The following is a 24,028-nucleotide window of genomic DNA, read 5'->3' as shown; positions in this document are numbered from 1 at the left end:
ATCAAATTATACGAGGGGCAAGAAACACAAGAAGCTCTTTTCTCACATCCGTATTATCCTCTTTTTTAAACAAACGGCCAATAAATGGCAAGTCACCTAAGATTGGTGTTTTAGACTGAGATTCTTTAGTACTTTGAGTAAACACACCACCAATAACAACTATGGTCTGATCTTGAATCAATAGCTTTGTAGTAATAGTACGTTTTGCTATAGGAGGATTTTCTACAGTTGTATCAACAGTAGATTTTTCTACACTTACCGTTAGAATAATATTCCCATCACCAACAATAACTGGTGTAACGCTTAATGAAATACCAGCATCCTTTAATTCAATAGAGGTAACTCCCTCCTTGACTACAGTATAAGGAATTTGGTCAATTTGTTTAATTTCTGCCGCCTGACCGTCGAGTGTAAATACTCTTGGGTTCGATAAAATTTTAGTGATGCCCTTAGTCTCAGAAGCAGCTAAAGCTAGCGATAAATTTTTAGTTGAGGTTCCTAGTATAAGTCCTAAAGCATTCCCTGAAATAGCACCTGAATTTGAAAATGTACCTGTTAAATCAAGCTGATTTGCATCATTACCAATCTCAATACCTAAGTCCTCAATATTAACATCTGGTGCAATAATACCAAAAGTAGCACCTAGGGCCTTACCAAGATCCTCTGAAGCTTCAACAATAAACGCTTCAATTAAAATTTGCTTAGTTCTAACATCAACCTCACTAATTATTTTTGAAATAAAGTCTAACTCTGATTTAGTGGCCTTAATAATTAGGTAGTTAAGCCTTTCATCTATAGTAATTTCAATACCTGAAGCAGAAGCTGATGACTCACCTTCGCCACCACTTGAGCCGTTAATGACACTTGTTATTTCTGAACTAACCTTACTCGCCTCTGTGTAATAAAGTTTAAATATTTCAGTGTAAAGAGTTTCAGCTGATCTTTCAGCATCTCTGGTTTTTTGTTGATCTGAAAGTCGCTTCAAATCAAATTCTTCTTGCGCTAGTAGGACATCTTGACTATGGATTCGAATAATATTTGCTTTTTCATCAACATATTTTGTAAGTTTTTTAATTTTTAAAATTGAATCAAGCGCCTTGTCCCAAGGGACGTTGACGAGCTTAGCAGAAACAAGACCATCAACTTCATCTCCTAGTAGAATATTACGGCCAGTAATTTCTGAAAACATTATTGCCATATCTTCAATTGTAATATTTTCAAAATTTATTGTAATAGGAAATACCGCGTTTTCATTTGAAGCATCACCTACATCAATATAATTTGATTTTTCTTCTTTATAAATCTCATTTCTCTTAATATTGCTTGGAATTTTATATATGTCTGCTAAAACTGGTCCGGTTTCAGAGGTTAAGATAACTTTATCTTGCATGTCTGCAATAAAGCTCTCAGGCTCAATTAATAGTGAGTTTTTATCCGCAATAAAGCTCTCAGGTCCAATCAATAATGAGTTTTTATTAACCTCAGTATTAGATGATAATGGTGCGCATGATGATATAAAAACTACTGCCAACGCTAATAAAAGTTTATTACTAAATCGATTCATTTGAAGCACTCCTATTCCTAACATCAAGAGACACAATTTCACCTTCTTCAGTCACTTCAATTGCATTAACTTTAATAGCTGTTATTGTTCCTTTAGCATTTCCTAATTTATCGCCTATCCTCACAAAATAATTATCTCCACTTTGTGTTCTAATTAATGCAAGCTTTAATTCTGGAGAAATCATTACAGCCATCAAAGTATTAGTGGCCGCAGCATTTCGAATCAGTGGGTGAAGAGCCATATCAATTACTTGGCCTTGCTCTAAAGGAATTGAAACTGATGAATTATTTGTATTATCAGATATGAGTGAGCCAAATGCATTTTCAGCTGCTGAGGAAGATCCTACTATAAATGCTGAAAAAAACATCCCTGTTAAAACTACTGAAAATTTAGACCTCATATCACTACTCCTTAAATCGCTATACATTTCTCAGACTCATCTTTTGGAAGTCTATAAGTTGAAATAGCACTGGTAACTTTAACACCACCACTTCCTCCTTTAGACTCCAAAACAACGATCGACTCAGTATTTATATTAATAATTTTTGTAAGTTGAGCCAAACCATTTCTAAAGCCGGTATAAAAATTATAGTTTCCACTTATTTCAAGGTCAACTGTAAACTCATAATACCCAACTTTTTTAAGTTTAGGTGGCTGTTGTGAATTAGCAGAGCTGGCATCTTTATTATTACTAATATTACATGAGCCAACAGCAAAAACAGGCATCTCAACACCCTTCTCTATTTTTGTGACCATTAATTTGTTTTGCATTGCCAGCAAACTAATTTGGCCGTATAAATCCTCTAGTTCTTTATCACTATGAAATAGTTTTGTTCTTCTTTCATATTCTATCTCAGCAAGTTCTAATTCTTCTTGAGCAGTCTTAATTTTATTTGAAAGAGTACCTATTTCATATTTAATAGTTTCAATCTGAGATATTTTTTGATTTTTGATTTTTATATCTTTTTGAGTAGGTATATAAACGAAATATACGTAAGAAGCAATTAAAATTATTATAACGATAACCGCCATTATAATTTTAGTATATGGGTTAGGAGCACCTGAAGCACCCTCTTTTGATCCCTTCTTTGAAAATAGACCCTTTATAAGAGCACCAACATCAACATTCATATCAAGCGCCATCTTCACTCCCCCTACCATCAATAGTTTCCTGTTCAATCAGAACAACTTTAACAACAAATTTTTTAATCGACTGATTTGAAACCTTTTCGGCAGACATAGTTGCCAGCGAAGCTTTCTCTATGACGTCTACTTCAGATAAGTTTTCTATAAAAGATAAAATATTACTATCATTTGCAGACATACCATTTATGATTATTTCATTACCTCCCAGGTAATCAATTTTCGTTAACTTTAAATATGAGCTAGGTATTGACGAATTAATACCTAACAAAACTGAATACATAAAGCCTTGATTAGAAGTTAATTCATTTGTAGCCTCTAAAGTCATTTCAAGTGAATTTTTTTTAGCAAGAAGACCAGCTAATGTCATTTGATATTCATTTCTTACAGGCTCTAGCTGATTAAATTCAACCATCAGGGCATCAACTCTATCAACCTCTTTACCACTTTGTAAAAAGTTCCATATACCAAATGCTATTAAAAGAACTGCAAAAGCAACAACACCCCACCTTGATACGAACTTCATTTTTTCTTGAGTCTTTACGTTTTCTCTGTTCGGCAACAAGTTAATATTATTTGTTCCAGTTACATATTCATAATAACCAAACACATCTAATTTTCTTGTTGCTAGACCTAAAGCAGATGAGAATATTGAGCTGTTTAGTTCAGCTTCAGACTTTTCTTTTAGATTCTCAGGGACCACTGAATTCAATAAAGGTTCAAAAACCTCAACCTTAATTTTTGGCAATGCTTCATTAAAATTACCTATCGTTCTTTCAATATTTGGCATTGATGATGAGATCAGCAAAGTTTCAATTGGGCGAGTTTTATACTTTGCAGTATATGAAGAAATCATCTGTGAAACCTGCATTGAAAAACGATTACTAATCCCTTTTATTTGCTCATCCGAGGACTCTTGATCCATCAACGTATTTCTATCCTTCTCTGACAAATAGATATCAGAAATAAACGGTGAATCCTGATGCAGTATTAAAATATAATTTTCAAAAGCACCAAACTCAATGATGGCTACTGGTGCATCTGACTTAGTTAAATCACTCCGTAAGGCAAGAGCATTTCGAGTAGCAAAACAGCGAACATCAACAACAACTGGGTTGAGCCCTGCTTGCTTTACAATATTAAGATAATTATCAATGTCGTCAAGCTTAGATGCAACAAATAATAAGTGCATTATATTTTCAGCTGAATCTCGCTTTAAAACCTGCCAGAAAATAGAATAGTCATCAAGATTATCCGCTAACTGAACAGCGTTCTCCCATAGTGAATCAGAAGCAACAGCAACCTTAAGCTCTTCATCAGTCATAAGTGGAAGGGGGACAACTTTAATTATCGCGCTACTAACAGGGATCGAGACTGCAGCACTTTTTGTCTTAATTTTGCTTGCGGTTATAAGTTGTGTAAGCTTATTAACGTACAATTCGGGACTTTCAATAATTGAAAAATTTGAACTTCCATCAATGTATTTATAGCCAAGCTTTGTTAATGTCCATTTTTTCTTATTAGATTCTAACTGAGCAATTCTAATACAGTTTGGCGTTATATCAACTCCAACAACATCTTCCTGCTCAACAGTAAGCTTGCTTAGATACCCTACAATTCCCTTAATAATTTTTTTAAACATATATAAACAATTTAAGCCCTAAAGAAAAAGAAGAAACTCGCAATAGAAAGCGTGTTCCGTAAGCAAAAAAATAAAGAAGCAATCTTACCATTATTTGAATTATTTACAAGCGTCAATCTGAACCATAACTTTAAAATAATCAATTTAACCAATATCTAATAAAATACACTTAGATGCTAGTGGTATCTATCAAAAAATCTCCCTCCAAGACTCATTTTTAATTACTGGGGTGATTGAAGAACTGGGCGTCCTAGATTTAGTCTCTATTACAATTACATTTTCAATTTTTTGACCAACGACGTTCCCTTCCTCATCCACTAGTTCTGCTGATCCAGTTCCACTTACACCTATATAGATCTTATCTTTAAAGATTACCGCGCCCGTTGCAATACCCTCCCCAAGCTCAATCTTTCTATCAACTGAACCACACATATTTTTGTGCTCACTAAGGGTAGCTATTCCAGGCTCACATATCGCCGTAGAAATTGGCTTATATCTGGTTGCGTAAAGTATTTCATTACTCAGAGCTATTTTTCCAGTTATCCTTTCATTCTCCCCTAAACTATAGAACCAGCCTAAATCATTATCGCCAGGGCATTCGTTCGGGAGTGTGACATCTATTAATGAAGAGCTCGCAGTATTACTAACATTTATATTTTTATAATCAGGGAAATTTGAATCTTTTATTCCAAAAATTCTATTTTGAATTTCTGGACGAACAGTTTGGACCCTTTGCTGATTTCCAGTGCCATAATAGCTCCAGACATTATTATCAGTCCCAATTGTTGGAGTTAATTGAAAAAACTCCTGACGGTCATTAGGAATGGTTGCCTCTGCATCAAAAAGAGCTGTGAAGTCATAAAGATTTCCCTTGTTGGTTAAATTGAATTTCCAGACCTTACTTTCAAGGTCAGCAACATAAATCATAGCACCTTTATAGTCTGCCTTTGAAGTGCCATCAGCAGTAATAGAAACAACACTTGCTGGAACCGAATTTGAAAGAGTGCTTCCTGGAATATCCGTCAAGTCAACGCGTTTCAATACTTTGCCACTATCTTCCAAGTCGATAACAAAAATAGAAGAACCAAAACTAGAATCTATTCCACTGTTATAGCCAGCACCGAATACTGCAACCCATTTATCAGTTCCTGTTGATTTATTTGGCATTTTTACAATAGTAGGTATTGACCAAGTTTCACCAAGTTTAGAATAATCTAATGCAGATGTAATATTACTATAATTTTTAATTTGCATATTACCATCACCATCCCAGTGAAAAATTTTCTGATCAATAGTGTCATTTTCAAAAGCAAATAAAAATTCTGGACTTAATGGACTAGTGATATCAAGGGCAAAATAACTCTTTGCACCCTTGCCTTGACCGGCAATTAATACGGTATACCATTGGGATCCAACTCCAATACCTTTGTCGTAATAGATATCTTTAACAATAATTGATCCATCAACACCATAAATACTGTTAGTTGTGTTTGGTTTAGCTGACCTTAAAGATGTCAATTTCTTAACCATCGCAGGCGGAATAAACGCCCATAACTCCTCCCCCGAAAGAGAGTCAAATGCATGAAGCATTCCATCATTTGCACCAACATAAATCACTTCTTTACGGTTTTCACAGACACCGCCACAGGTGCTCCCTGCTTTAAAAGCATCATAGCCATACTTGCCGCGATAAAAGGCCTCAGTATTAATTTTAGAAGTGTCTACTGTAGTTGGATAACTAGGTGGACCCACAACTTTTAATCTAGAGTGATAAATATCACCAAGCTTCCATCTTTCCTCTATAGTATTTCCATCATTATCCTCATCATATGAATCTCGACCTCGAACAAAATTAATAAGAGTATTTATTTCATCAACTGTTGAAATTATTCCAGTCGATTCATCAATTATCAATCGAATATCTTCTTGATTGCTAGTATTAAAGTTACTTAAGTTATTTACTGATGTAGGGGCCCCAAAATACTCCATAGCTGCATAGATATTTCGATCAGAGGCTGATTTTGCATTAAGTAATGTGCCCGCATCCCACTCTGGCGTTGAAGATACATTTCCCTGATTATCAAGCTTATATTTAGCTAAATGCCCTTCCCATTGACATGACTCACTATTTTTTCCATCAGTAGTACAAGTTTGGAGAGTTTGATTAAAGTTCTTATACTTAAAAGTTGATTGAAACAGATAATCACTTCCATCACTGACACTTGGAAGAATAACTGGCTTAGTAAAAGTCTGTTGAGTTTGAACTGTTTGACGAACCATATCCGAAATTGCAGTATAAAGCTCTTGCCAGCTTGTAGATAATATTGGGGAGGTATCATTATCAATCCCATCGTTAGTATAGGTGCCTCCGTGTAATGATAAATTTATATGGGTCGCTTTCATTCCTGAGTGAAATGAAATGACAAGTGTAGGAACCAGATTATCAACATATAAATCTTTAGCATCAGCATTACCATCTTGCACGACACCATTAAATTCACCATCTGAGATCACAATCACCATCGTTTTCTGACATGAATAAATCATTGGTGAATCATCTCCCCTGAGATACGACTTTGCTAACGCCATAGCCTTAGCAATGTGGGTCTCCCTCGGACAAGTTTCACAAGGAGTTTCAACGCTACCTATAATGTTTTTAATTAATGCTCCCCCTGCTTCAGAAACAGGGACTAATAAATCAGCAGTGCTATTGAATGTCATTAAACCAAAGTTTGCACTGGCAGATAACTCTCCGCTACTAACAATTTCTGTGATTACTTTTTTAACATCCTGAAGCTTAGAGGCGCCTTTAGATCCAAGATCAGACATATAATTTAACTGATAATCAAATTTATTAATCCTCAGGTTTTCTCGGTCAGTTGCATGAATATTACCACTCGGATCTGCAGCTATCGACCAAACATATTTAAATTGAGCATCACCACTTCCATAAGTACCAGATTTTTTAACAAAAGTGCCTGCAAGAGTATGACGAGCAATATAATGAGAAAAGGTATGTCCTGTATAGATACCATTATCATTTACCACAAGGCCGGCTGTTCGATATCCTCGATTACCTAGAGATATTGAGGCGCGGTGAGTTCCATCGGTTGAGAATCTGTTTACCGGCGCATTTGACTGCCACATAGCTATTGAATAAATCTCTTCCCCTGAGCCACTATCGTAAACTTCTAAGTCATATGCGCCGCAGTCCCATCTGCAGCCTTGCTTTGACGACCATGTCTTTACAAGATTTCCAGCAGTATCAAATTTCTTAATCTCAGCGTTATAATCTCTCTCTGAAACATACACATTATCACTAGAATCCATATCAACTGATAAAGCTAAAGTAATACCGTTATATTTTCTTAAAAAATTACCATTATTATCAAATTTTTGCAATCTGTTATTTTCATAATCTGTAATATAAACATTGTCCTGACTATCAAGTGCGCACCTCCATGGCTGTTTAAATTGGCCATTTCCACTACCCCTTGTGCCCCACGCCTTTAATAAATTGCCAAACTCATCAAACTTTAAAATCTTACTTTTTAAATATTCTATAACAAATGTATTGTTTTTGGAGTCAATACAGACACCAAATGGCTGTTCAAATAATCTAAATTGACCACTCGGATCATCCATACTTGCAGAAGTGTCCATCACCAGAAGGATGTTTGTAGGAACGTCTGCTTGCCCTGAGCCTGGAGGGGGATTTTTTGCATTCGCAATTAAAGGGCTTGATAAAAAAACCAATGCAATAATTAAATTAAATATTTTCATTTTAAATAGAACTTTTATTGGTGAAAAGATACTAATTACCACTTTCTAACTCTGCACTATATTTACTATATAAATCTTGGTATTTATTAGTCTGTATTGTCACTAATTCATCAATACCATAGGCAATTGATTCTAGTGAATAAGATGCAGTTGAATCAAGCCCCCTCCAAAACCAAAAAGCACTCGGCTCTGGCTCATAAAAACTTGGTGGTTTAGGGTTTTTTTCACCATAAACACTTTCAGCCCAATAAATAAGTCCTGGGTTATCCCCAGACTCTATGAACTTATATAAGTTCAACTCAACTAACTTGTCATAAAGAAAAATCATTATGATATGGGCGCCAATAAATTCCTTATCACCTTCACACACTTGTTCAGCAGATAAGCCTAAAGAAACCTTATCTCCTGTTGCAAAAAATGAACTATTAGCATGCAACTTGTCAGCTCCAAGATATTTAAGTTTTACCTCTACATCTTTCAATGATGATCCGAAAGAAAACTGAGAAAGGTTACAGGCAGCACTAGCTTCTGAAATTGCAAAAAACTGCAAGGAAAGGAAAAGCAATACTATAAATTTTTTCATGTGAAACCTTAAGTTTAAAAAATCATTGAATCAATCACTTCAACTGCACTGCGAAAAGTCCTCATACCTGAACTTTCGTTCATAGTTCCAGTAGACCTAATCCTATAGAAATATTTAGTATTAACCGAGCTATTTCCATAATCATCTGACTCGCCAATATCAAATCCAGTTCCCTCACCACCCGAGGTTGCTGCGCTCCCTAACAAAGAGATGGTGCAGGTATAAATCTGAGCTGTATTCCTATTTTGCAAAATTTGAGAGTCATTAGTCAGCGACCACCTGCTCATGTTTTGCGATGTAACATTTTGGCATATTTTACCTGGTTCTACATTTAAACATGGCGCATCTGGAGTTGAGTTAGCCTTGAGCCATAGCCTAGCATCAGCAATACAGGCCTCTGCAGTATAGAGAGCATCTGACCTATTGATATTACTTGCAACCTCTTTTGAGGTTTGCTTAGAAGAGTAATACAAACCGACACCCATTGTCGTCATCACTAACATCAACATCAATGAAATAACAATAATGAAGCCATCTCTAGAGTTTTTATTTAATCTTCGACTCATACTACATATTCCTCACTGAGACTGAAGTTGAAAATGTATCCCTTCTAAAACGGTCGTTAAAATTATAGTTAAAATTACCTGAATTGTAATCTCTTTTTTGAAAACCTCTAGGCGTGCTGCCATATTCATTTTTAGCTCTTAATGTAAGAGAAATTGTAACTGATGAGAGGCTTTTTATCAAAGAGTTGCTAACTAGTGCATGAGACCTATGAGAACTGGATACATTAATTGAATGTTTATAAGATTTAGTGGCTATATCAAAAACGTCAATATGGTCATTACGTCCATATCCAGAAGCATAAAGTATATTTCCAGAGCCAAACGTTATTGATCCATATCTAGTTGCCTTAGGAGTTTGCAAAACAAAAGATGGATTTTCACAAGAGATTCCATCGCTACCCTCTCGAGCTTTACACGTTACTCCATTCTCATTTGTAGCTAGTTTCTTATCAAGAATTAATTTTATATTACTAGTTTTATCAATAGTTCTTTTAAATTGTTTTGTTTCTACATCATGGACATCAACAAGATCACCAGTCCTGCTTATATATAAATCATTTCCTACAAATGCTAATCCTGGAGCGTAATTATCATTTGGAGAATTAAACCATGCTGTTGTTTCTGTTTTGGGATTGAAAACAAGTACACCCCAATCACCATTTTTTACACCTTGATAATAAACCATACCATCTGGACCCATGCGAGCCACAGCCTGTTCATTTACGCTTACCCCACCCATGGAGGCACTGTTTATAAGTTTTCGTGTGACAGTATCATAATACCAAAGATTATCATTTGGAGCATCAAGCGCATATAAGATTGAAAAAAGCAACTCTGTATTAATTAACTGCAAATCCTCAATAAAATCAGCCATGACTTCTCTAGCACCTACAATTGGGCTTCCAAGTATCGCGTTATTTCTTCCAAGGATGGTCTTAAGTTTGTATAAGCGAAAACGATCCCCTGAATTACTTGTATGGGCCTCTGTCCAGAAGCGAGTCTGAATACGTTCTACGGAACTAGAGGTGACCTCACCGAGGTCATTGACAACATCCTCAACTTCATCATAGATTATTGTAATTTCATCACAGCAGGCGTCACCACTATCAGTTATAGCAAGACCTCCAACTATGCCCCCATAAGTCATGGCTCCAGTTGCATCCCTGAACTCATACCCAGCCATACGGATCTCCCGCTCGAGAATCTGCATAATAGATCTGCCTGAAGTATGCATCTCGGCAACATCAATGCTCTTTTTGTATTGCTTTTGAATAAGCTCAAAAGAAGCATAGGTTGCAGCAATAATAATTGAACTAACGGCCAACGCAACTAACATCTCAACCAGCGTGAAGGCTTTTTTGTTATTTCTCATAAATAACTCGCTTCATGAAGACTGACTTATCGTTCTTACCGCTCATCTCCAAGGAAACTATGAAGACAGCTTCATCACCAATTACTCTGCGCTCCACTCGAATGATACGGCTATCTTGTGTCCTTTTATTACCCACCTCTCCTTGTATTTTATTACACCAATTTTTTAATCTTGCAAGTTGCTCCTCCTTGCCCTCGCTTGTAACTAGATCTGCACATTGACTCAAATCTTTGCCGTTATACTCCATAATATTGGCTTGGTCTCCGTTCAAAACTTCCATAATCTCGGTGTTTTGAAATTTGAGTTTTTCCTTGTCATAAGATTTACTCATCACATCATTAGAAGTTGATACTAGAGCAATGACACCAGCAAAGCCAATCGCAGTGATAGCAACCGAAACGAGCGCCTCAATTAAAGTAAATGCATTTTTAGAATTTTTTCGCATCGTCCAGTTTTTTTATATATCGTTGAAAGTTTCGGTAATAAAGTTATATTTAGTTCTCTCCAACAAGCCAGTAGCACTAAAAAATTGATTCTTATATAAATATTGTTCACCCGAACACTCCCTAGTAAATTGATAAGTATTCGCGTCTGAACTCCCATCAGGATAGAAGCACTGAAACTCCATACCAGACCCATGAACAACTCCTGTATCCGCTGGTAAGTCCAACCTTGGAATTTGCGGCTCGAGTAATAACTCATTGGTGAGTGCACACGTATCATTTACAAGCTGATATGCACGAAGGGAGGTTTGACCATCAATTAAATTTACATGGACAAGCGTGGTTTCATTTCTACTAGCCCCTTCCGATTGAACTCTCGACATGAAAAGGTTAAACCTTTCGAAGTCGTTACGCAGATTCTGACGGCAATTCCATCCCTCTAGGCTTGGCCAACCAACACCTGCAATTATCCCTACCAAAGCAACAACAACTATTAGCTCAATCAGTGTAATTGCGGGTTTCATAATTTAATCTCTAAGTTCGACGTCTTCGTAGTTAATTTTTCCTGAAGATACCAACTCATCTACAGAGTTATTCATGGTAACCATACCCTCGCCTCTTGCCGTTTGCATGACGCCAGCAATTTGGAATATCTTGCCCTCTCGAACAAGGTTTCTGACTGCGTGATTACACACCATAATTTCAAAAGCAGCTACTCTTCCCTGGCCATCTGCAGTCTTAACCAACTGTTGAGTTACAACCAGTCTCAATGATTCAGCAAGCTGAGAGCGAACCTGGCCTTGCTGGGCAGCTGGAAATACGTCAATAAGACGGTTAATCGTATTTGGTGCGCCAGAAGTATGCAAAGTACCAAACACAAGGTGACCTGTTTCTGCAGCAGTGATAGCCAACTGAACGGTCTCAAGATCTCGCAACTCACCAACAAGAATAACATCTGGGTCCTCTCGAAGAGAGGCCTTTAGTGCACTCGCAAAAGACTTAGCATCCCTTCCAACTTCGCGCTGGGAGATGGCACACTCCTTTGGGTGATGAATGTATTCAATCGGATCTTCAATTGTTAAAATATGACCAGACTTAGTAGCATTGATTGCATCAATAATTGAGGCCAGTGTGGTTGATTTTCCTGAGCCAGTAGGCCCTGTGATAAGCACCAAACCATTCGGTTTGTCAACAATCTCTTGAATCACGTAAGGTAAATTCAGCGCAGCCATTGGAGGGATGTCTGTCTCAATTTTTCTTAAAACTGCAGAAAGACCATCCGAAGTATAGAAAAAATTGACACGAAAACGATACTCGCCAACCTCAATTGCAAGGTCAACATCACGAACCTCTGTTAGATGACTTAATTGTTGCTCAGTAAGTGAATCGTTAGCAAACTGCCTAAGAACTTGAGATGAAATAATATCTTCCTCAGGAGTAATCATTTCCCCATTAACGCGCAACATAACAGGTTGATTTTCCTTAAGATGTATATCAGAAAACTTATATGCTTCGATGTATCTTTCTATTACTTCTGTCACAAAACCCTGCCTTAAATTAATATATTTAAAAAATGTATTATATAGAACTAGAAAAAACCTTTCTAAGATAAAATGATTTGGATGATGATAAATCTAATAGTATTCTTAGTTGGGCTTGTATTTGGTTCATTTTTAAATGTCTTGATTCACCGACTTCCCTTGGCTATATCTTTAGTTAAGCCAGTAGGCTCAATTTGTCCTCATTGTAACCATGACATTAAGTGGTATGAAAACATTCCCATCTTTTCATATTTATTGCTTAAGGGGAGATGCTCTGATTGCTCTAAGTCAATATCAATAATCTATCCAATTGTTGAAATCATAACTGCTGCAGTTACATTATTGCTTTATATGAATATATGGCTTGGCTGGGAACTAATTCTGACAATTGCACTTTTTTATACGCTTATAGTTTTATCATTTATTGATCTGAAATACAAAGAAGTTCCTGATTATCTCCTGATAATTGCTGTTGCTCTTGCGATGCTTGTAGGGGATTTGATTTACGTTCTGTTATTTACAGGGGGTTTCTTTATACTTGAACTTACTTTAACCTTCTACATTCAAAATATTAAGTCGAGATTAACTAAAAATAAAGAACTGGAAACACAAAGGGCTCTTGGCGAGGGTGACATGCCTATTGCTGGAGTTATTGGTGGTTTATTAGGACTTCATCTTGGGGTATCAGCAATCTTTTTAGCTGCAATACTTGCACTCGTTCCAGCAATATATAATTTATTTTCAAAAAAAGAAATTGAAACTGCCTTTATTCCATTTTTATCTCTAGGCTTATTTATTACCCTTATTAGTAAATTTAATTTGTTTACTTTATTCTATTAGGTAAATAGTTGATGTTCAACTTTTTTTAAGATTCGTTAGTATTTCCAGAGCTTGTAATCATTCCAAAGAGCCTCAGCTCCATCGAAGTTATTTTCATAGGCTAACGCAACCCAAATTTTTGCAGTCTTTAAAGATTTAGGCACGCCATCACCTTCAACATAAATCTTACCTAAAATGAATTGAGCTTCAGCTTCTCCTTGATTAGCAGCGCTCTTTAGCAAGTCAACTGCTTTCTTATAGTCTTTTAATACGCCCTTTCCATTGAAATATAAAATTCCAAGGTTCGTTTGTGATTTAGCATCACCCTTCTCAGCAAGGAGCTTCCATTCCTTAGCTGCCAACCTAAAATCTTGATTTTCAAAAGCAATCAACCCATCCTTATAGTCAGCGCTTGCAGGGCTTAAAATTAAGCCTAAAGACATTAGAATTGTTAAAGATAGTAATATTTTTTTAGAATTCATAACTTTATTTATTAGTTAATTATTTTATTATTTTGCACAATATACACTCAAAGTAAAATTATTTATATAAATCTTTAAAGGCTACTTCATGAAAATTCATTTCAAATCAGAAGAAAAAGACCAATTATATTTCTTCCAGTAAAAAATACTTATAAGTCTGGTTATAACTCCAAGGAGTATTAAACCTGCTATAGAGAATACAATTACAATAAATAATTGTTCAAGTGACTTCATATTATGAATCAATAACAGGCTGATGGTCATCCCTAAAGCAACTCCAATAAGCAGGGTTGGCCAAAAAGAAAAACTAATTAAAGCTCGCTCTTTGAAGGAATAACTAGACTTAAATTTTTTCATATAATTCTCCTTAATATTTTAGAATGATAACGAAATAATTTTATTATTTTGTAAAAAATAGGATAAATAATTCACATACATAGAATTTTTAGTATCAAGAAGTTTCAAGGTTTTTTAATTTACTCAAAGCAGTTGCAACATCCTCATCATTCTTTAGGGATTCATGAATATAATCAAAGTAATTAAACTCCTGGTCCTGAAACTCGATACTTGTCATAGGGTAGTACCATTTTTCACTCATTGCGCCGAGAACAAACTCTTTGTCATGCCATAAAAACTTACGAACATGGTTAAAAACTATCTCAATATCATGCTCCGCCTTTAAACAAGACCACACCAGAGACTCATCCTTCCAAAACTCTATAGAAAAAGCGCCGTATTGCTCTTCATTTAACGAGCCATTAATGACCCCCTCTTTAACTTCTTCTAGAGATTTCTGAGCCCACTCTTCATAGCGTTTTAATTTTTTTTCTTCTTGAGCTGAATAGCCATCTTGATAGAAGTATTTCTGGTCTGCCATTTTTTACTTATCTATTATTAATCTAACGAGTAGGATACAGTATGACAAAAATATACTAAAGCAATAATTAGAAAGTATCTAATTTAAATGAGTAATAAATCGTTCAATTAATATACTTTTGACTCAACTTTGTAGTGGTTTTTGATAAAATTCCAACTTACTTTTCTCATTTACCAATTTATGCTCAAAGAGTTGATTCAATATATTAAAGAATACGAAGGTGACAATGATCTTGGTGATTACCTTGATACCAGATATGTAAGACTAACCGAGCAGCACTATGACCAAATAGCAGGAGCTATGTCAGAAGGCGAGTTAGAGCTTAAAAAATCTTCAAGCTGTCCTGCTCAAAGGTTTTTTCTACACTTCAATGAGACCATTCTTTTTGTTAACAAGCAAACGGAGGCGCCAAATTCAATTTATGACGTTGAGATGATTCAAAATGATGGCGCGTCTGATGATAACAAGGAGCTATTATTTGTATCATTTTCTATCGATGATGACTACGCACCTGCACTCAAGAAAAGAGTTGCGAGTGGAAAGACAGCTGATGAAAATGCTCAGCAACTTGTAATGCTCAGCGTCATTCCAATATTAAAAGGATTTATGATCGCAATAAGCGACTAGACTTACTTTTTACCGAGCTGCGTTGCTAACTTTAGCTTAGGGCCAGCCTTAAACGTTACAACCTTTCGAGCACTGATCATAACCTCTTCGCCAGTTTTTGGATTTCTTCCAGGTCGCGCCGTTTTTTCTCGTACTACAAAATTACCAAAGCTTGATAATTTAATCTCTTCACCGGTTTTAAGAGTTTCAATAATTTGGTCAAAAAACTGATTGGTTAATGCCAACGCTTGAGTTTGTGTTAGCTCGGTTTTCTTAACGAGGGTGTTGGCAATATCTTGTTTGGTAAGGGACATATTTTTTATCTAAGTTTAGCGGAAAATTTTGATTCTAAGTGAGCCACTATTTTACTAACTTTTTCGGCCAATTGTTCATCAGTTAATGTAACTTCTATCGATTGATAGGTAAGGTTCAAAGCAACGCTCTTACTGCCCTCATCGATATGCTCACCTTCATAGACATCAAACAAGTTAACGTCAACTAGGTCGTCCTGTTTTAAAGACCTGATTGAATGGATAAGTTGATCGGCAGTAATCTCTTTAGATACCACAATTGCAATATCCCTTTGCGATGCTTGAAAGGATGAAAAAGGCTCATAGCATGAAATTTCGCCCTGCTCAATGTCCTTTTGATTAACCTCAAAAAGAAAAGAATTTGGCATTGATAGTGACTTTTGAATTTTAGGGGATAGTGCGCCAAGCCAGCCAATAATTTTATTACCTTTTATAATTTTTGCTGTCTGTCCCATTTGAAGGGCAGGATGCTCAGCTGCTTCAAAGGTGTATACATTCTTGCTATGAAATAGTAGCGCCTGGACATCCGCTTTTGCATCAAAAAAATCAACCTCTCTTTCGCTTCCAGCCCACTGCGACTCATGGCGATTGCCACAAATAATACCAGCAATTTTTTGAACTTGGTCTTCAACCAAAGTCCCTTTAAAGCATTGACCTAGTTCAAAGAATCTAGCGTTATGGTGGCCTCTTCTAATGTTTGATTTAGCAGATTGGATTAATCCAGACCACAAACTTGAGCGCATAACCGCCATATCATCGGAGATTGGATTCTTTAGTAATATTTTTGCTGAGTTAGGATCAACCAACTCATGCATCTCGTTTGAGATAAAGCTATAGGTAATGACTTCTTTATAGCCTCGATTGACCAGGGAGCTTGAAAAGTCATTTGAGCTTATTGTTGCTTGTGATGACGCTGATATATTGGCATTAATCGAGAGCCTTTGAACTGGAATTTTGTCGTACCCATAAAGCCTTGCTAGCTCTTCAATTATGTCGGCAGGAATTCGAATATCAAAACGAAAACTTGGCGGTTTAATCGTCCACGAATTATCACTATTGGTTGTGAATTCAAATTCAAGAAATGTAAACTTAGACTCAATCCAAGAAGGCTCCAGGTCAAAACCCAATACTCTTGAAATCTTATCATTAGAAATTTCAATTGGCTCTAGAACTGGAAGTGACTTTGAGTCAACACATTCATTAATCTGTGAAGCGGTGCCGCCGCAAATCTCAAGCACTAACTCAGTAGCTCTTTCAATAGCCTGTCGAGTAATATTAAAGTCGACTCCTCTTTCAAAGCGCAGAGAAGCTTCAGTATGAAGCCCATACGACCTTGCTATGCCTGCAATAGATATTGGATCAAAAAAGGCACTCTCAAATAAAATTTCAGATGAATTTTCAAGAGTAGCGGTCTTCATTCCGCCCATAACTCCAGCAATTGCAATTGCTGATTTTTCATCCGCTATGACCAGGGTTTTTTCAGTTAATGAAACTGTTTGTCCATTTAAGAGTTCAAGTTTTTCATTTTTATGTGCAGATCTAACCTCAATGTCACCGTTGATTGTTTTAAGGTCAAAGGCATGCATCGGCTGGCCAAGCTCTAGTAACACATAATTGGTAATGTCTACTATTGGCGAATGTAATTGCTGAGAGGCTCTTAATAGTTTTTGAGCCATCCATTTTGGAGTTTCTGCGCTATTGTCAACACCTTCAATGACTCTTGTAAGGTATTTTGCACACTCACTAGGATTTGCGACTTTCGAAGTAAATGACCTGGAGCCTTTTTGCTCTGCCTTATAATTTGTTGATGGCATTGATAGGTTGTAGTTCACACAAACCTCTCTTGCAACGCCCATTACACTGAAACAGTCGCCCCTATTAGGCGTAATGTCCAGCTCAATGATTTGATCATCAAGATCAAGAACAGATCGAATATTCTCGCCAAGAGTAGCAGCCATATCTAGCTCTATAATCCCTTCATGACTTTCTGAAAGGCCAATTTCTGATTCTGAGCAAAGCATACCGTTGGATTCAACGCCTCTAAGTTTTGCGCGTTTAATTTTGAGCTTGCTTGGAAGCACCGAGCCAACGGTTGCAACAACGACCTTTAAATCTTTTCTTACGTTAGGAGCGCCGCAAATTATTTGCAGATTGCTGCCATCACCAATATCAATTTCACATAGGCTAAGCTTGTCCGCGTTTGGATGTTTATCGCAACTAACAACATGGCCAACAACTAAGCCTTCAAATGGAGGGGCAACGGGAGCAATCCTGTCTACTTCGAGACCTGCCATGGTTAGCTTCTCAGAAAGTTCACTATCACTAACGTCTGGGTTAGCCCACTCTCTTATCCATCTAGTTGAAATATTCATGACTTATTCCTTTGCACTAGAATTGATTTAAAAAACGAACATCGTTTTCAAAGAATAATCTTAAGTCGTTAACGCTATATCTTAGCATCGCCAATCTTTCAACGCCCATTCCAAAAGCCAGTCCTGAAAATTCGTTTGGATCAATGTTCACTGCCGTTAGAACGTTTGGATGAACAACGCCGCAACCAAGGACTTCGAGCCACCCTGACTTCTTACAAACGCGGCACCCCTCTCCGCCGCAGATTACGCACTCAATATCGGCCTCAGCCGAGGGCTCTGTAAATGGAAAGTATGATGGACGAAAGCGAACCTTAAGGTCATCTTTTTCGAAATAAGCCCTTAAAAAGTCAATCAACAAACCCTTGAGCTGAGAAAAAGAAGCCTCTTTGTCTACAATGAGTCCCTCTACTTGGTGAAACATAGGAGTATGGGTCACATCCGAGTCATTACGGTACACTTTGCCCGGAACAATAACTCGAACGGGAGGCTGCTGCCGCTCTAGAGTTCTTATTTGAACGGGTGATGTATGGGTTCTTAAAACGGTATTTGAATCAAAATAAAACGTGTCATGCATTGCCCTTGCAGGGTGATGCTCTGGAATATTTAGTGCACTAAAGTTATGAAAATCATCTTCAATTTCAGGGCCAATTTCTATTTCAAAGCCGGCCTTTGTAAAAATGTCTTGTATATGGTTTAGTGTTTGAGTAATCGGATGTAGACTGCCTTTTTCAAAATTTCTTGCTGGAAGCGTGACATCAATTTTTTCATCAAGAAGTCGTTTCGTTAGAGCTATTTCTTCAAGCTCACTCTTACGATTTTCTAAAAGCTTTTGAATTTGAACTTTGGCTTCATTGATCGCCTCACCCATGACTGGACGCTCTTCTTTAGAGAGCTTACCCAATCCTTTCAATAGGTCAGTTAGTGCACCTTTCTTGCCCAGATAGAGTACTCTTGAATCGTCAAGAGCCTTTAAGTCCATAGCATCAGCTATAGCTTTCTTGGCGTCGGTGATAATCTTCTTAATCAAAATGCCTGCTTTGTTATTCGGTTTAAAAGACTGTAACCTAAGTTACAGTCTTTTAGTAAGATTTTACTACTCAGATAAACCAGTTTTTGCCTGATCTGCAATTTTTGCAAAGGCATCTTTATCAAAGATGGCAATATCAGAAAGAACTTTACGATCAATCTCAACACCAGCTTTATTAAGGCCATTGATAAATTGTGAGTAGCTTAAGCCATTATTCCTTGCCTCAGCGTTGATACGTACAATCCATAATCTACGGAACTGACGACGACGTTGACGACGGTCACGATAGGCATACTGTCCAGCTTTAATTACCGCCTGCTTAGCAACGCGATAGACTTTTGAACGAGCGCCATAGTAACCTTTGGCTTTCTTTAATATTTTTTTATGTTTGGCGTGCGCCTGCACACCTCTTGAAACTCTTGCCATAGTAATACTCCTAGTTTAGCTGTACGGTAACATTCTTTTGACCATTGGAACATCAGCCTTCTCAATGAAGTCTGGTGAACGCAATGAGCGTTTTCTAGAAGTACTCTTCTTGGTCAGAATATGCCTCAAGTGCGAGTGTTTACTTTTGTACTGACCGCTAGCGGTCTTTTTGAAGCGCTTTGCAGCACCTCTATTTGTCTTTAACTTCGGCATCATTTACTCCTTCACCCTTTTCGGGTTCAATTTTTCGGGCGACAGGCGCCTTACTTTTCTTCGATATGGGTGCTAGCATCATGCCAAGCTGGCGACCCTCCATTTTTGCACGTTGCTCTACAACGGCAAATTCTTCAGTATCCTTTTCAATTCTATCTAACATAAGCGCACCAATCTCTCTATGCTGCACTTCTCGTCCACGAAACCAAATAACGACCTTTACTTTGTCTCCGTTTCCTAAAAATTTTGTCAAGTTCCTAAACTTGATCTGATAATCCCCTTCCTCAGTTCCTGGACGATACTTAATCATCTTAACTTGAGTTTTTTTCTGTTTCTTCTTAGCGTCGTTCTTTTGCTTCTTTAATTCATATTGAAACTTACCAAAATCCATAACACGACAAACTGGTGGATCTGCACTTGGTGAAACTTCAACTAAGTCTAAACCGACGCTTACTGCTAATTCAAGAGCTTCTACGTTACTAAGGACTCCCATTTGTTCACCTTTGTCATTGATGACTCTGAGTGTTGGTGAAACAATTTTTTCGTTAATCCTTGTCGTTACCTTATTTGGTCTTTTAATAATTACTCCTGATTTATTAATTCAATCAACGCCTCTAAAGACATTGAGCCAAGATCTTCTCCACCCCTTCGGCGAACAGACACCTGGTTATTTTCTACTTCTCGATCACCAACAACTAAAATATAAGGATAGCGTTGCATCGAGTGCTCGCGTATTTTAAAGCCTATCTTCTCATTACGCAAGTCTGAAATGACTCTAAGTCCTTGTTTTTTTAGATTCTTCTCTACATTTTTACTAAATTCTTCTTGTTTTTCAGAAATATTAAGAATAACGGCTTGAATTGGCGAAAGCCATGATGGAAATGCGCCTTCGTAATGTTCAATTAACATTCCTGTAAATCGCTCAATTGAGCCAACGATTACTCTATGAAGCATAACGGGTACTTGTTTAGTGCCATCTTCAGCAATATACTGTGCATCAAGCCTGCCCGGCATGGAGAAGTCGGCCTGTATTGTGCCGCACTGCCATTCACGATCTAAGCAGTCTTTCAAAACAAATTCTACTTTAGGGCCATAAAAGGCGCCCTCACCCTCTTGCAGCTCCCAATTGATTCCTTTTGCGTCTAATGCTTCAGACAACGATGCTTCTGCTTTATCCCAATCCTCGTCAGAGCCAACTCGCTCTTCGGGTCTGGTTGAGAGTTTAATATCAATGTTTTCAAAACCAAACTGTTTATAAACTTTAAACGTAAGATCAATAAATTTAGAGACTTCGTCTTGTATCTGATCGATTGTGCAAAAAATATGGCCGTCATCCTGAACAAAATTTCGAACCCTCATGAGTCCGTGAAGTGTTCCAGAAGGCTCATTGCGATGACACGACCCAAACTCAGCTAAGCGCAACGGTAGATCACGATAAGACTTAAGACCTTGCTTATAAATCTGAACATGGCCAGGGCAGTTCATTGGCTTAATCGCGTAGTCACGATTCTCTGAGTGTGTTGTAAACATAGCATCACCAAACTTATCCCAGTGACCTGACTTTTCCCACATGGATCTATCCATCACCTCAGGCGTGTGGACCTCATGGTAGTCATTGTCTTTGAAAACTTGGCTCATATACTGGACAATTATTTGATACAGAGTCCAACCCTTAGGGTGCCAAAAAACCATTCCTGGAGACTCCTCCTGAGTATGAAAAAGGTCTTGAGTCTTACCAATCTTCCTGTGGTCTCTTTTCTCAGCCTCTTCCAAGCGATGCAGATGAGTTTCTAGGTCATCCTTATTTTCCCAAGCCGTCCCGTAAACCCTTTGAAGCATTTCATTATTGGAGTCACCACGCCAATAAGCGCCGGCCAGCTTCATAAGCTTGAACGCTTTGAGTTTGCTGGTTGAGGGCACATGAGGGCCGCGACAAAGGTCTACAAAGTCACCCTGCTTGTATAGCGATAAAGCCTCATTAGAAGGAATCGATTCAATAATCTCTGCTTTGTAATATTCACCCTTTGACTTGAAAAATTTAATCGCCTCTTCTCGGCTCATCTCCATTCTTTCAATCGGTAAGTTTTGCTTAACAATTGCGTTCATCTTTTTTTCAATCTTTGCGAGGTCTTGCTCTGAAAAACCATCTTTATAAGCAAAGTCATAATAGAACCCATTATCAATGACAGGGCCAATAGTTACTTGGGCCTTTGGATAGAGCTGCTGAGTGGCTTGCGCTAATAGGTGGGCAGTAGAATGACGAATAACTTCAAGCGCCCTCTCGTCTTTATTAGTGATAATTGCAAGCGCTGAGTCACTCTCAATAAGGAAAGACGTGTCAACCATTTGGCCATCAATTTCACCAGCAATAGCAGCCTTAGCGAGACCAGAGCCTATTGAGGATGCAACCTGAGCAACGGTAAGCGCTTGCTCGAAAGATTTGACTGTGCCGTCAGGCAGAGTTACGTTTGGCATACTACAATATTAAAAACAAAAAAATCAATTTTACCTTGATAGCGCCGTTGTCTAAGTCAAAATTAAGACTTTAAATAACTTTTGAAAGCTTACTTTAAAGGTATATTAACACGCTATGAAAATTGCTCGCAAATCTCCCGAATTACTGATCCTCATTATGACCATTGGTGCAGGAATAAGTTGGGCTGTCTGGCTCAACCTTCTTAATAACTTTGCCATAGAAAAAATCGATTTCAATGGTGCAGAGATGGGGATATTGCAAAGTCTAAGAGAGGTCCCAGGGTTTCTAGCCTTTACTGTCATTTTTGTTTTAGCCTTTGTGAGAGAGCAAAAACTAGCCTATATCTCCATAGCTTTAATGGGTCTTGGAGTTATGGTAACGGGCCTGGTTGAAATAAATATGACCTTTTATTTAGCAACGATTGTCATGTCAATTGGCTTTCATTACTTTGAGACAATCTCTAGCTCACTAACCCTTCAATGGATTGACAAAGATAAGACAGCGGAGTTTTTAGGCAGAGTCATTGCTACGCGCTCAGCTGCCTCAATTGCGGGATTTGCTTTAGTTTGGATTATGTTTGAACAGTTCAATATTGATTATTTTTGGCTTTATATCGTTGGTGGAAGTTTTGCAGTCATTGGAGCTCTTTTCTGTTGGCAGCACTTTCCTTTCTTTCCACAAAAGGTAACCCAAACCAAAAAAATTGTTTTGAGGAAGAGGTATTGGCTTTACTATGCCCTTCAATTTATGGGAGGCGCAAGAAGACAAATTTTTGTCGTTTTTGCAGCCTTTTTAATGGTTGAAAAATTTGAATTTAGTGTTGGTGAAATATCATTACTATTATTAGCAAATGCAGCAATAAATGTGGTCTTGGCTCCAAAGATTGGAAGGCTAATTCACAAATTTGGTGAGCGTAATTCTCTAATCTTTGAGTATATTGGACTGGTCTTTATATTTATTGGATATGCAGTAGTTGAAAGTAGTACCTTTGCAGTATTTTTATACATTGCTGATCACTTATTCTTCTCGATTGCTATTGCCCTTAAAACCTATTTTCAAAAAATTGCTGACCCTGCAGATTTTGCATCAAGCGCGGGAGTGTCTTTTTCAATCAATCATATAGCGGCCGTTTTTATACCAGTTGTATTTGGGCTTATTTGGCTCTATTCGCCGTCGCTAGTTTTTCTTGCAGGCGCTGGAATGGCAATCTTATCACTACTTCTTGCTCTAAATATGCCAGCTAAACCTTCAGCTGGAAATGAAGTATTACTAGGAAAATTTTCCTAATAACTTATTTTTTTATAAAATAATTTTTGAACTATATAGTGCAAAATGATATACTTTTATAGTAGTTTTTTAAACTTTCAAGGAGAGAAAAATGACTTTATCTTTAGTATTTAGAATTCAAGCTGTAATAATGGGAATATTTGGCGCAGCTGCTTTATTGGCTCCAGCTTCAATGATGGGAGGCTTTAATGTTGAGGCGACTTCTGGGGCAGTTGATATAATGCGAGGCATGTCATTAATGGTGATAGCGGTTGCTTATATAAGCTGGCAGATGCCAACTTGGGCTGGTGATAATCTAAAAAGTGTTGGTATGTTTTTTGCTGTTTGGCATGTAATATACGCACTTGTAAGTGGCTACCAAATTAGTGTTGGCGCGTTTCCTTCAGATGCAGTAAATCTTATTGCTAATTTAGGGCCGGATGTAATTCTGGGAGCTCTATTCTTCTGGAAATCTCGCTGATACTAAAAGTCGTTTAGATCAAAAAAAGGTCCTAA

Annotated in this window: 25 protein-coding genes; 4 read left to right on the top strand and 21 right to left on the bottom strand. The window is 37.3% G+C overall.

Annotation, left to right across the window (positions count from 1 at the left end):
- Position 1 precedes the first annotated feature (1 nt).
- The 11 genes from pilQ to ABXT51_RS03400 form a co-directional block, all read right to left on the bottom strand.
- The gene (gene pilQ, locus ABXT51_RS03450; protein WP_416696141.1) at positions 2–1,564 is read right to left on the bottom strand and encodes a type IV pilus secretin PilQ; all 1,563 of its coding nucleotides are present in this window, start codon (positions 1,562–1,564) and stop codon (positions 2–4) included.
- Positions 1,551–1,964, bottom strand: coding sequence for a hypothetical protein (locus tag ABXT51_RS03445; protein WP_416696140.1), 414 nt, complete (start codon positions 1,962–1,964; stop codon positions 1,551–1,553). Before ABXT51_RS03445 ends, pilQ begins: the two co-directional genes overlap by 14 nt.
- 11 nt (positions 1,965–1,975) lie before the next feature.
- Entirely contained in the window at positions 1,976–2,707 is a 732-nt protein-coding gene (pilO, locus tag ABXT51_RS03440; protein WP_416696139.1) for a type 4a pilus biogenesis protein PilO, read from the bottom strand.
- On the bottom strand, positions 2,697–4,349 hold the full coding sequence (gene pilM / locus ABXT51_RS03435; RefSeq protein WP_416696138.1) for a pilus assembly protein PilM: 1,653 nt from the start codon (positions 4,347–4,349) through the stop codon (positions 2,697–2,699). Before pilM ends, pilO begins: the two co-directional genes overlap by 11 nt.
- 189 nt (positions 4,350–4,538) lie before the next feature.
- Positions 4,539–8,132, bottom strand: a complete 3,594-nt coding sequence (locus ABXT51_RS03430; protein WP_416696137.1) for a PilC/PilY family type IV pilus protein — start codon at positions 8,130–8,132, stop codon at positions 4,539–4,541.
- Positions 8,133–8,163: 31 nt separating this feature from the next.
- Entirely contained in the window at positions 8,164–8,715 is a 552-nt protein-coding gene (locus ABXT51_RS03425) for a hypothetical protein (RefSeq protein WP_416696136.1), read from the bottom strand.
- A gap of 14 nt (positions 8,716–8,729) precedes the next feature.
- Entirely contained in the window at positions 8,730–9,281 is a 552-nt protein-coding gene (locus ABXT51_RS03420; RefSeq protein ID WP_416696135.1) for a pilus assembly PilX family protein, read from the bottom strand.
- A gap of 1 nt (position 9,282) precedes the next feature.
- Positions 9,283–10,653 carry a PilW family protein gene (locus ABXT51_RS03415; protein WP_416696134.1) on the bottom strand — a complete coding sequence of 457 codons (1,371 nt, stop codon included), beginning with the start codon at positions 10,651–10,653 and terminating at the stop codon, positions 9,283–9,285.
- On the bottom strand, positions 10,643–11,098 hold the full coding sequence (locus tag ABXT51_RS03410) for a type IV pilus modification PilV family protein (RefSeq protein WP_416696133.1): 456 nt from the start codon (positions 11,096–11,098) through the stop codon (positions 10,643–10,645). The genes ABXT51_RS03415 and ABXT51_RS03410 overlap by 11 nt, the downstream gene beginning before the upstream one ends.
- Positions 11,099–11,110: 12 nt before the next feature.
- Positions 11,111–11,620 (bottom strand): pilus assembly FimT family protein, encoded by a 510-nt coding sequence (locus ABXT51_RS03405; protein ID WP_416696132.1) that lies wholly within the window; start codon positions 11,618–11,620, stop codon positions 11,111–11,113.
- Between the two features lie 3 nt (positions 11,621–11,623).
- On the bottom strand, positions 11,624–12,637 hold the full coding sequence (locus ABXT51_RS03400) for a type IV pilus twitching motility protein PilT (protein WP_416696131.1): 1,014 nt from the start codon (positions 12,635–12,637) through the stop codon (positions 11,624–11,626).
- 81 nt (positions 12,638–12,718) lie between these two features.
- Between ABXT51_RS03400 and ABXT51_RS03395 the strand changes: the two genes are divergently transcribed.
- Complete coding sequence (locus tag ABXT51_RS03395; RefSeq protein ID WP_416696130.1) at positions 12,719–13,477, top strand: prepilin peptidase; 759 nt, start codon at positions 12,719–12,721, stop codon at positions 13,475–13,477.
- A gap of 35 nt (positions 13,478–13,512) precedes the next feature.
- On the opposite strand, the gene ABXT51_RS03390 is transcribed toward ABXT51_RS03395, so the two are convergent.
- From ABXT51_RS03390 to ABXT51_RS03380, 3 genes are all read right to left on the bottom strand, one after another.
- Positions 13,513–13,938 carry a tetratricopeptide repeat protein gene (locus tag ABXT51_RS03390; protein ID WP_416696129.1) on the bottom strand — a complete coding sequence of 142 codons (426 nt, stop codon included), beginning with the start codon at positions 13,936–13,938 and terminating at the stop codon, positions 13,513–13,515.
- 96 nt (positions 13,939–14,034) lie between these two features.
- A complete protein-coding gene (locus ABXT51_RS03385) occupies positions 14,035–14,295 on the bottom strand; it encodes a hypothetical protein (RefSeq protein ID WP_416696128.1) in 261 nt (86 codons plus the stop codon).
- A gap of 94 nt (positions 14,296–14,389) precedes the next feature.
- Positions 14,390–14,815 carry a hypothetical protein gene (locus ABXT51_RS03380; protein WP_416696127.1) on the bottom strand — a complete coding sequence of 142 codons (426 nt, stop codon included), beginning with the start codon at positions 14,813–14,815 and terminating at the stop codon, positions 14,390–14,392.
- A 192-nt stretch (positions 14,816–15,007) separates the two neighbouring features.
- On the opposite strand from ABXT51_RS03380, the gene ABXT51_RS03375 reads away from it, so the two are divergent.
- A complete protein-coding gene (locus ABXT51_RS03375; RefSeq protein WP_416696126.1) occupies positions 15,008–15,442 on the top strand; it encodes a hypothetical protein in 435 nt (144 codons plus the stop codon).
- A gap of 2 nt (positions 15,443–15,444) precedes the next feature.
- Here ABXT51_RS03375 and ABXT51_RS03370 read toward each other — a convergent pair whose 3' ends face one another.
- From ABXT51_RS03370 to thrS, 7 genes are all read right to left on the bottom strand, one after another.
- Positions 15,445–15,735, bottom strand: coding sequence for an integration host factor subunit alpha (locus ABXT51_RS03370; RefSeq protein WP_271541915.1), 291 nt, complete (start codon positions 15,733–15,735; stop codon positions 15,445–15,447).
- Between the two features lie 5 nt (positions 15,736–15,740).
- Positions 15,741–18,104, bottom strand: a complete 2,364-nt coding sequence (pheT, locus tag ABXT51_RS03365) for a phenylalanine--tRNA ligase subunit beta (RefSeq protein WP_416696125.1) — start codon at positions 18,102–18,104, stop codon at positions 15,741–15,743.
- A gap of 16 nt (positions 18,105–18,120) precedes the next feature.
- Positions 18,121–19,083 (bottom strand): phenylalanine--tRNA ligase subunit alpha, encoded by a 963-nt coding sequence (locus ABXT51_RS03360; RefSeq protein ID WP_416696295.1) that lies wholly within the window; start codon positions 19,081–19,083, stop codon positions 18,121–18,123.
- Between the two features lie 114 nt (positions 19,084–19,197).
- Positions 19,198–19,557 (bottom strand): 50S ribosomal protein L20, encoded by a 360-nt coding sequence (rplT, locus tag ABXT51_RS03355; RefSeq protein ID WP_271541909.1) that lies wholly within the window; start codon positions 19,555–19,557, stop codon positions 19,198–19,200.
- Between the two features lie 15 nt (positions 19,558–19,572).
- The gene (gene rpmI, locus ABXT51_RS03350) at positions 19,573–19,770 is read right to left on the bottom strand and encodes a 50S ribosomal protein L35 (RefSeq protein ID WP_271541908.1); all 198 of its coding nucleotides are present in this window, start codon (positions 19,768–19,770) and stop codon (positions 19,573–19,575) included.
- Complete coding sequence (gene infC / locus ABXT51_RS03345; RefSeq protein WP_416688412.1) at positions 19,748–20,353, bottom strand: translation initiation factor IF-3; 606 nt, start codon at positions 20,351–20,353, stop codon at positions 19,748–19,750. Before infC ends, rpmI begins: the two co-directional genes overlap by 23 nt.
- A complete protein-coding gene (gene thrS / locus ABXT51_RS03340) occupies positions 20,353–22,245 on the bottom strand; it encodes a threonine--tRNA ligase (RefSeq protein WP_416696124.1) in 1,893 nt (630 codons plus the stop codon). The genes infC and thrS overlap by 1 nt, the downstream gene beginning before the upstream one ends.
- A gap of 115 nt (positions 22,246–22,360) precedes the next feature.
- On the opposite strand from thrS, the gene ABXT51_RS03335 reads away from it, so the two are divergent.
- Together ABXT51_RS03335 and ABXT51_RS03330 are read left to right on the top strand one after the other, a co-directional pair.
- Entirely contained in the window at positions 22,361–23,533 is a 1,173-nt protein-coding gene (locus ABXT51_RS03335; protein ID WP_416696123.1) for an MFS transporter, read from the top strand.
- A 91-nt stretch (positions 23,534–23,624) separates the two neighbouring features.
- Positions 23,625–23,993 carry a hypothetical protein gene (locus ABXT51_RS03330; RefSeq protein WP_416696122.1) on the top strand — a complete coding sequence of 123 codons (369 nt, stop codon included), beginning with the start codon at positions 23,625–23,627 and terminating at the stop codon, positions 23,991–23,993.
- Positions 23,994–24,028: the final 35 nt, after the last annotated feature.

The sequence above is a fragment of the Candidatus Pseudothioglobus sp. Uisw_050_01 genome (genome assembly GCF_048085775.1).
In the GTDB taxonomy this organism is placed as follows: Bacteria; Pseudomonadota; Gammaproteobacteria; order PS1; family Pseudothioglobaceae; genus Pseudothioglobus.
This window is presented reverse-complemented; position numbering and strand designations above follow the sequence as displayed.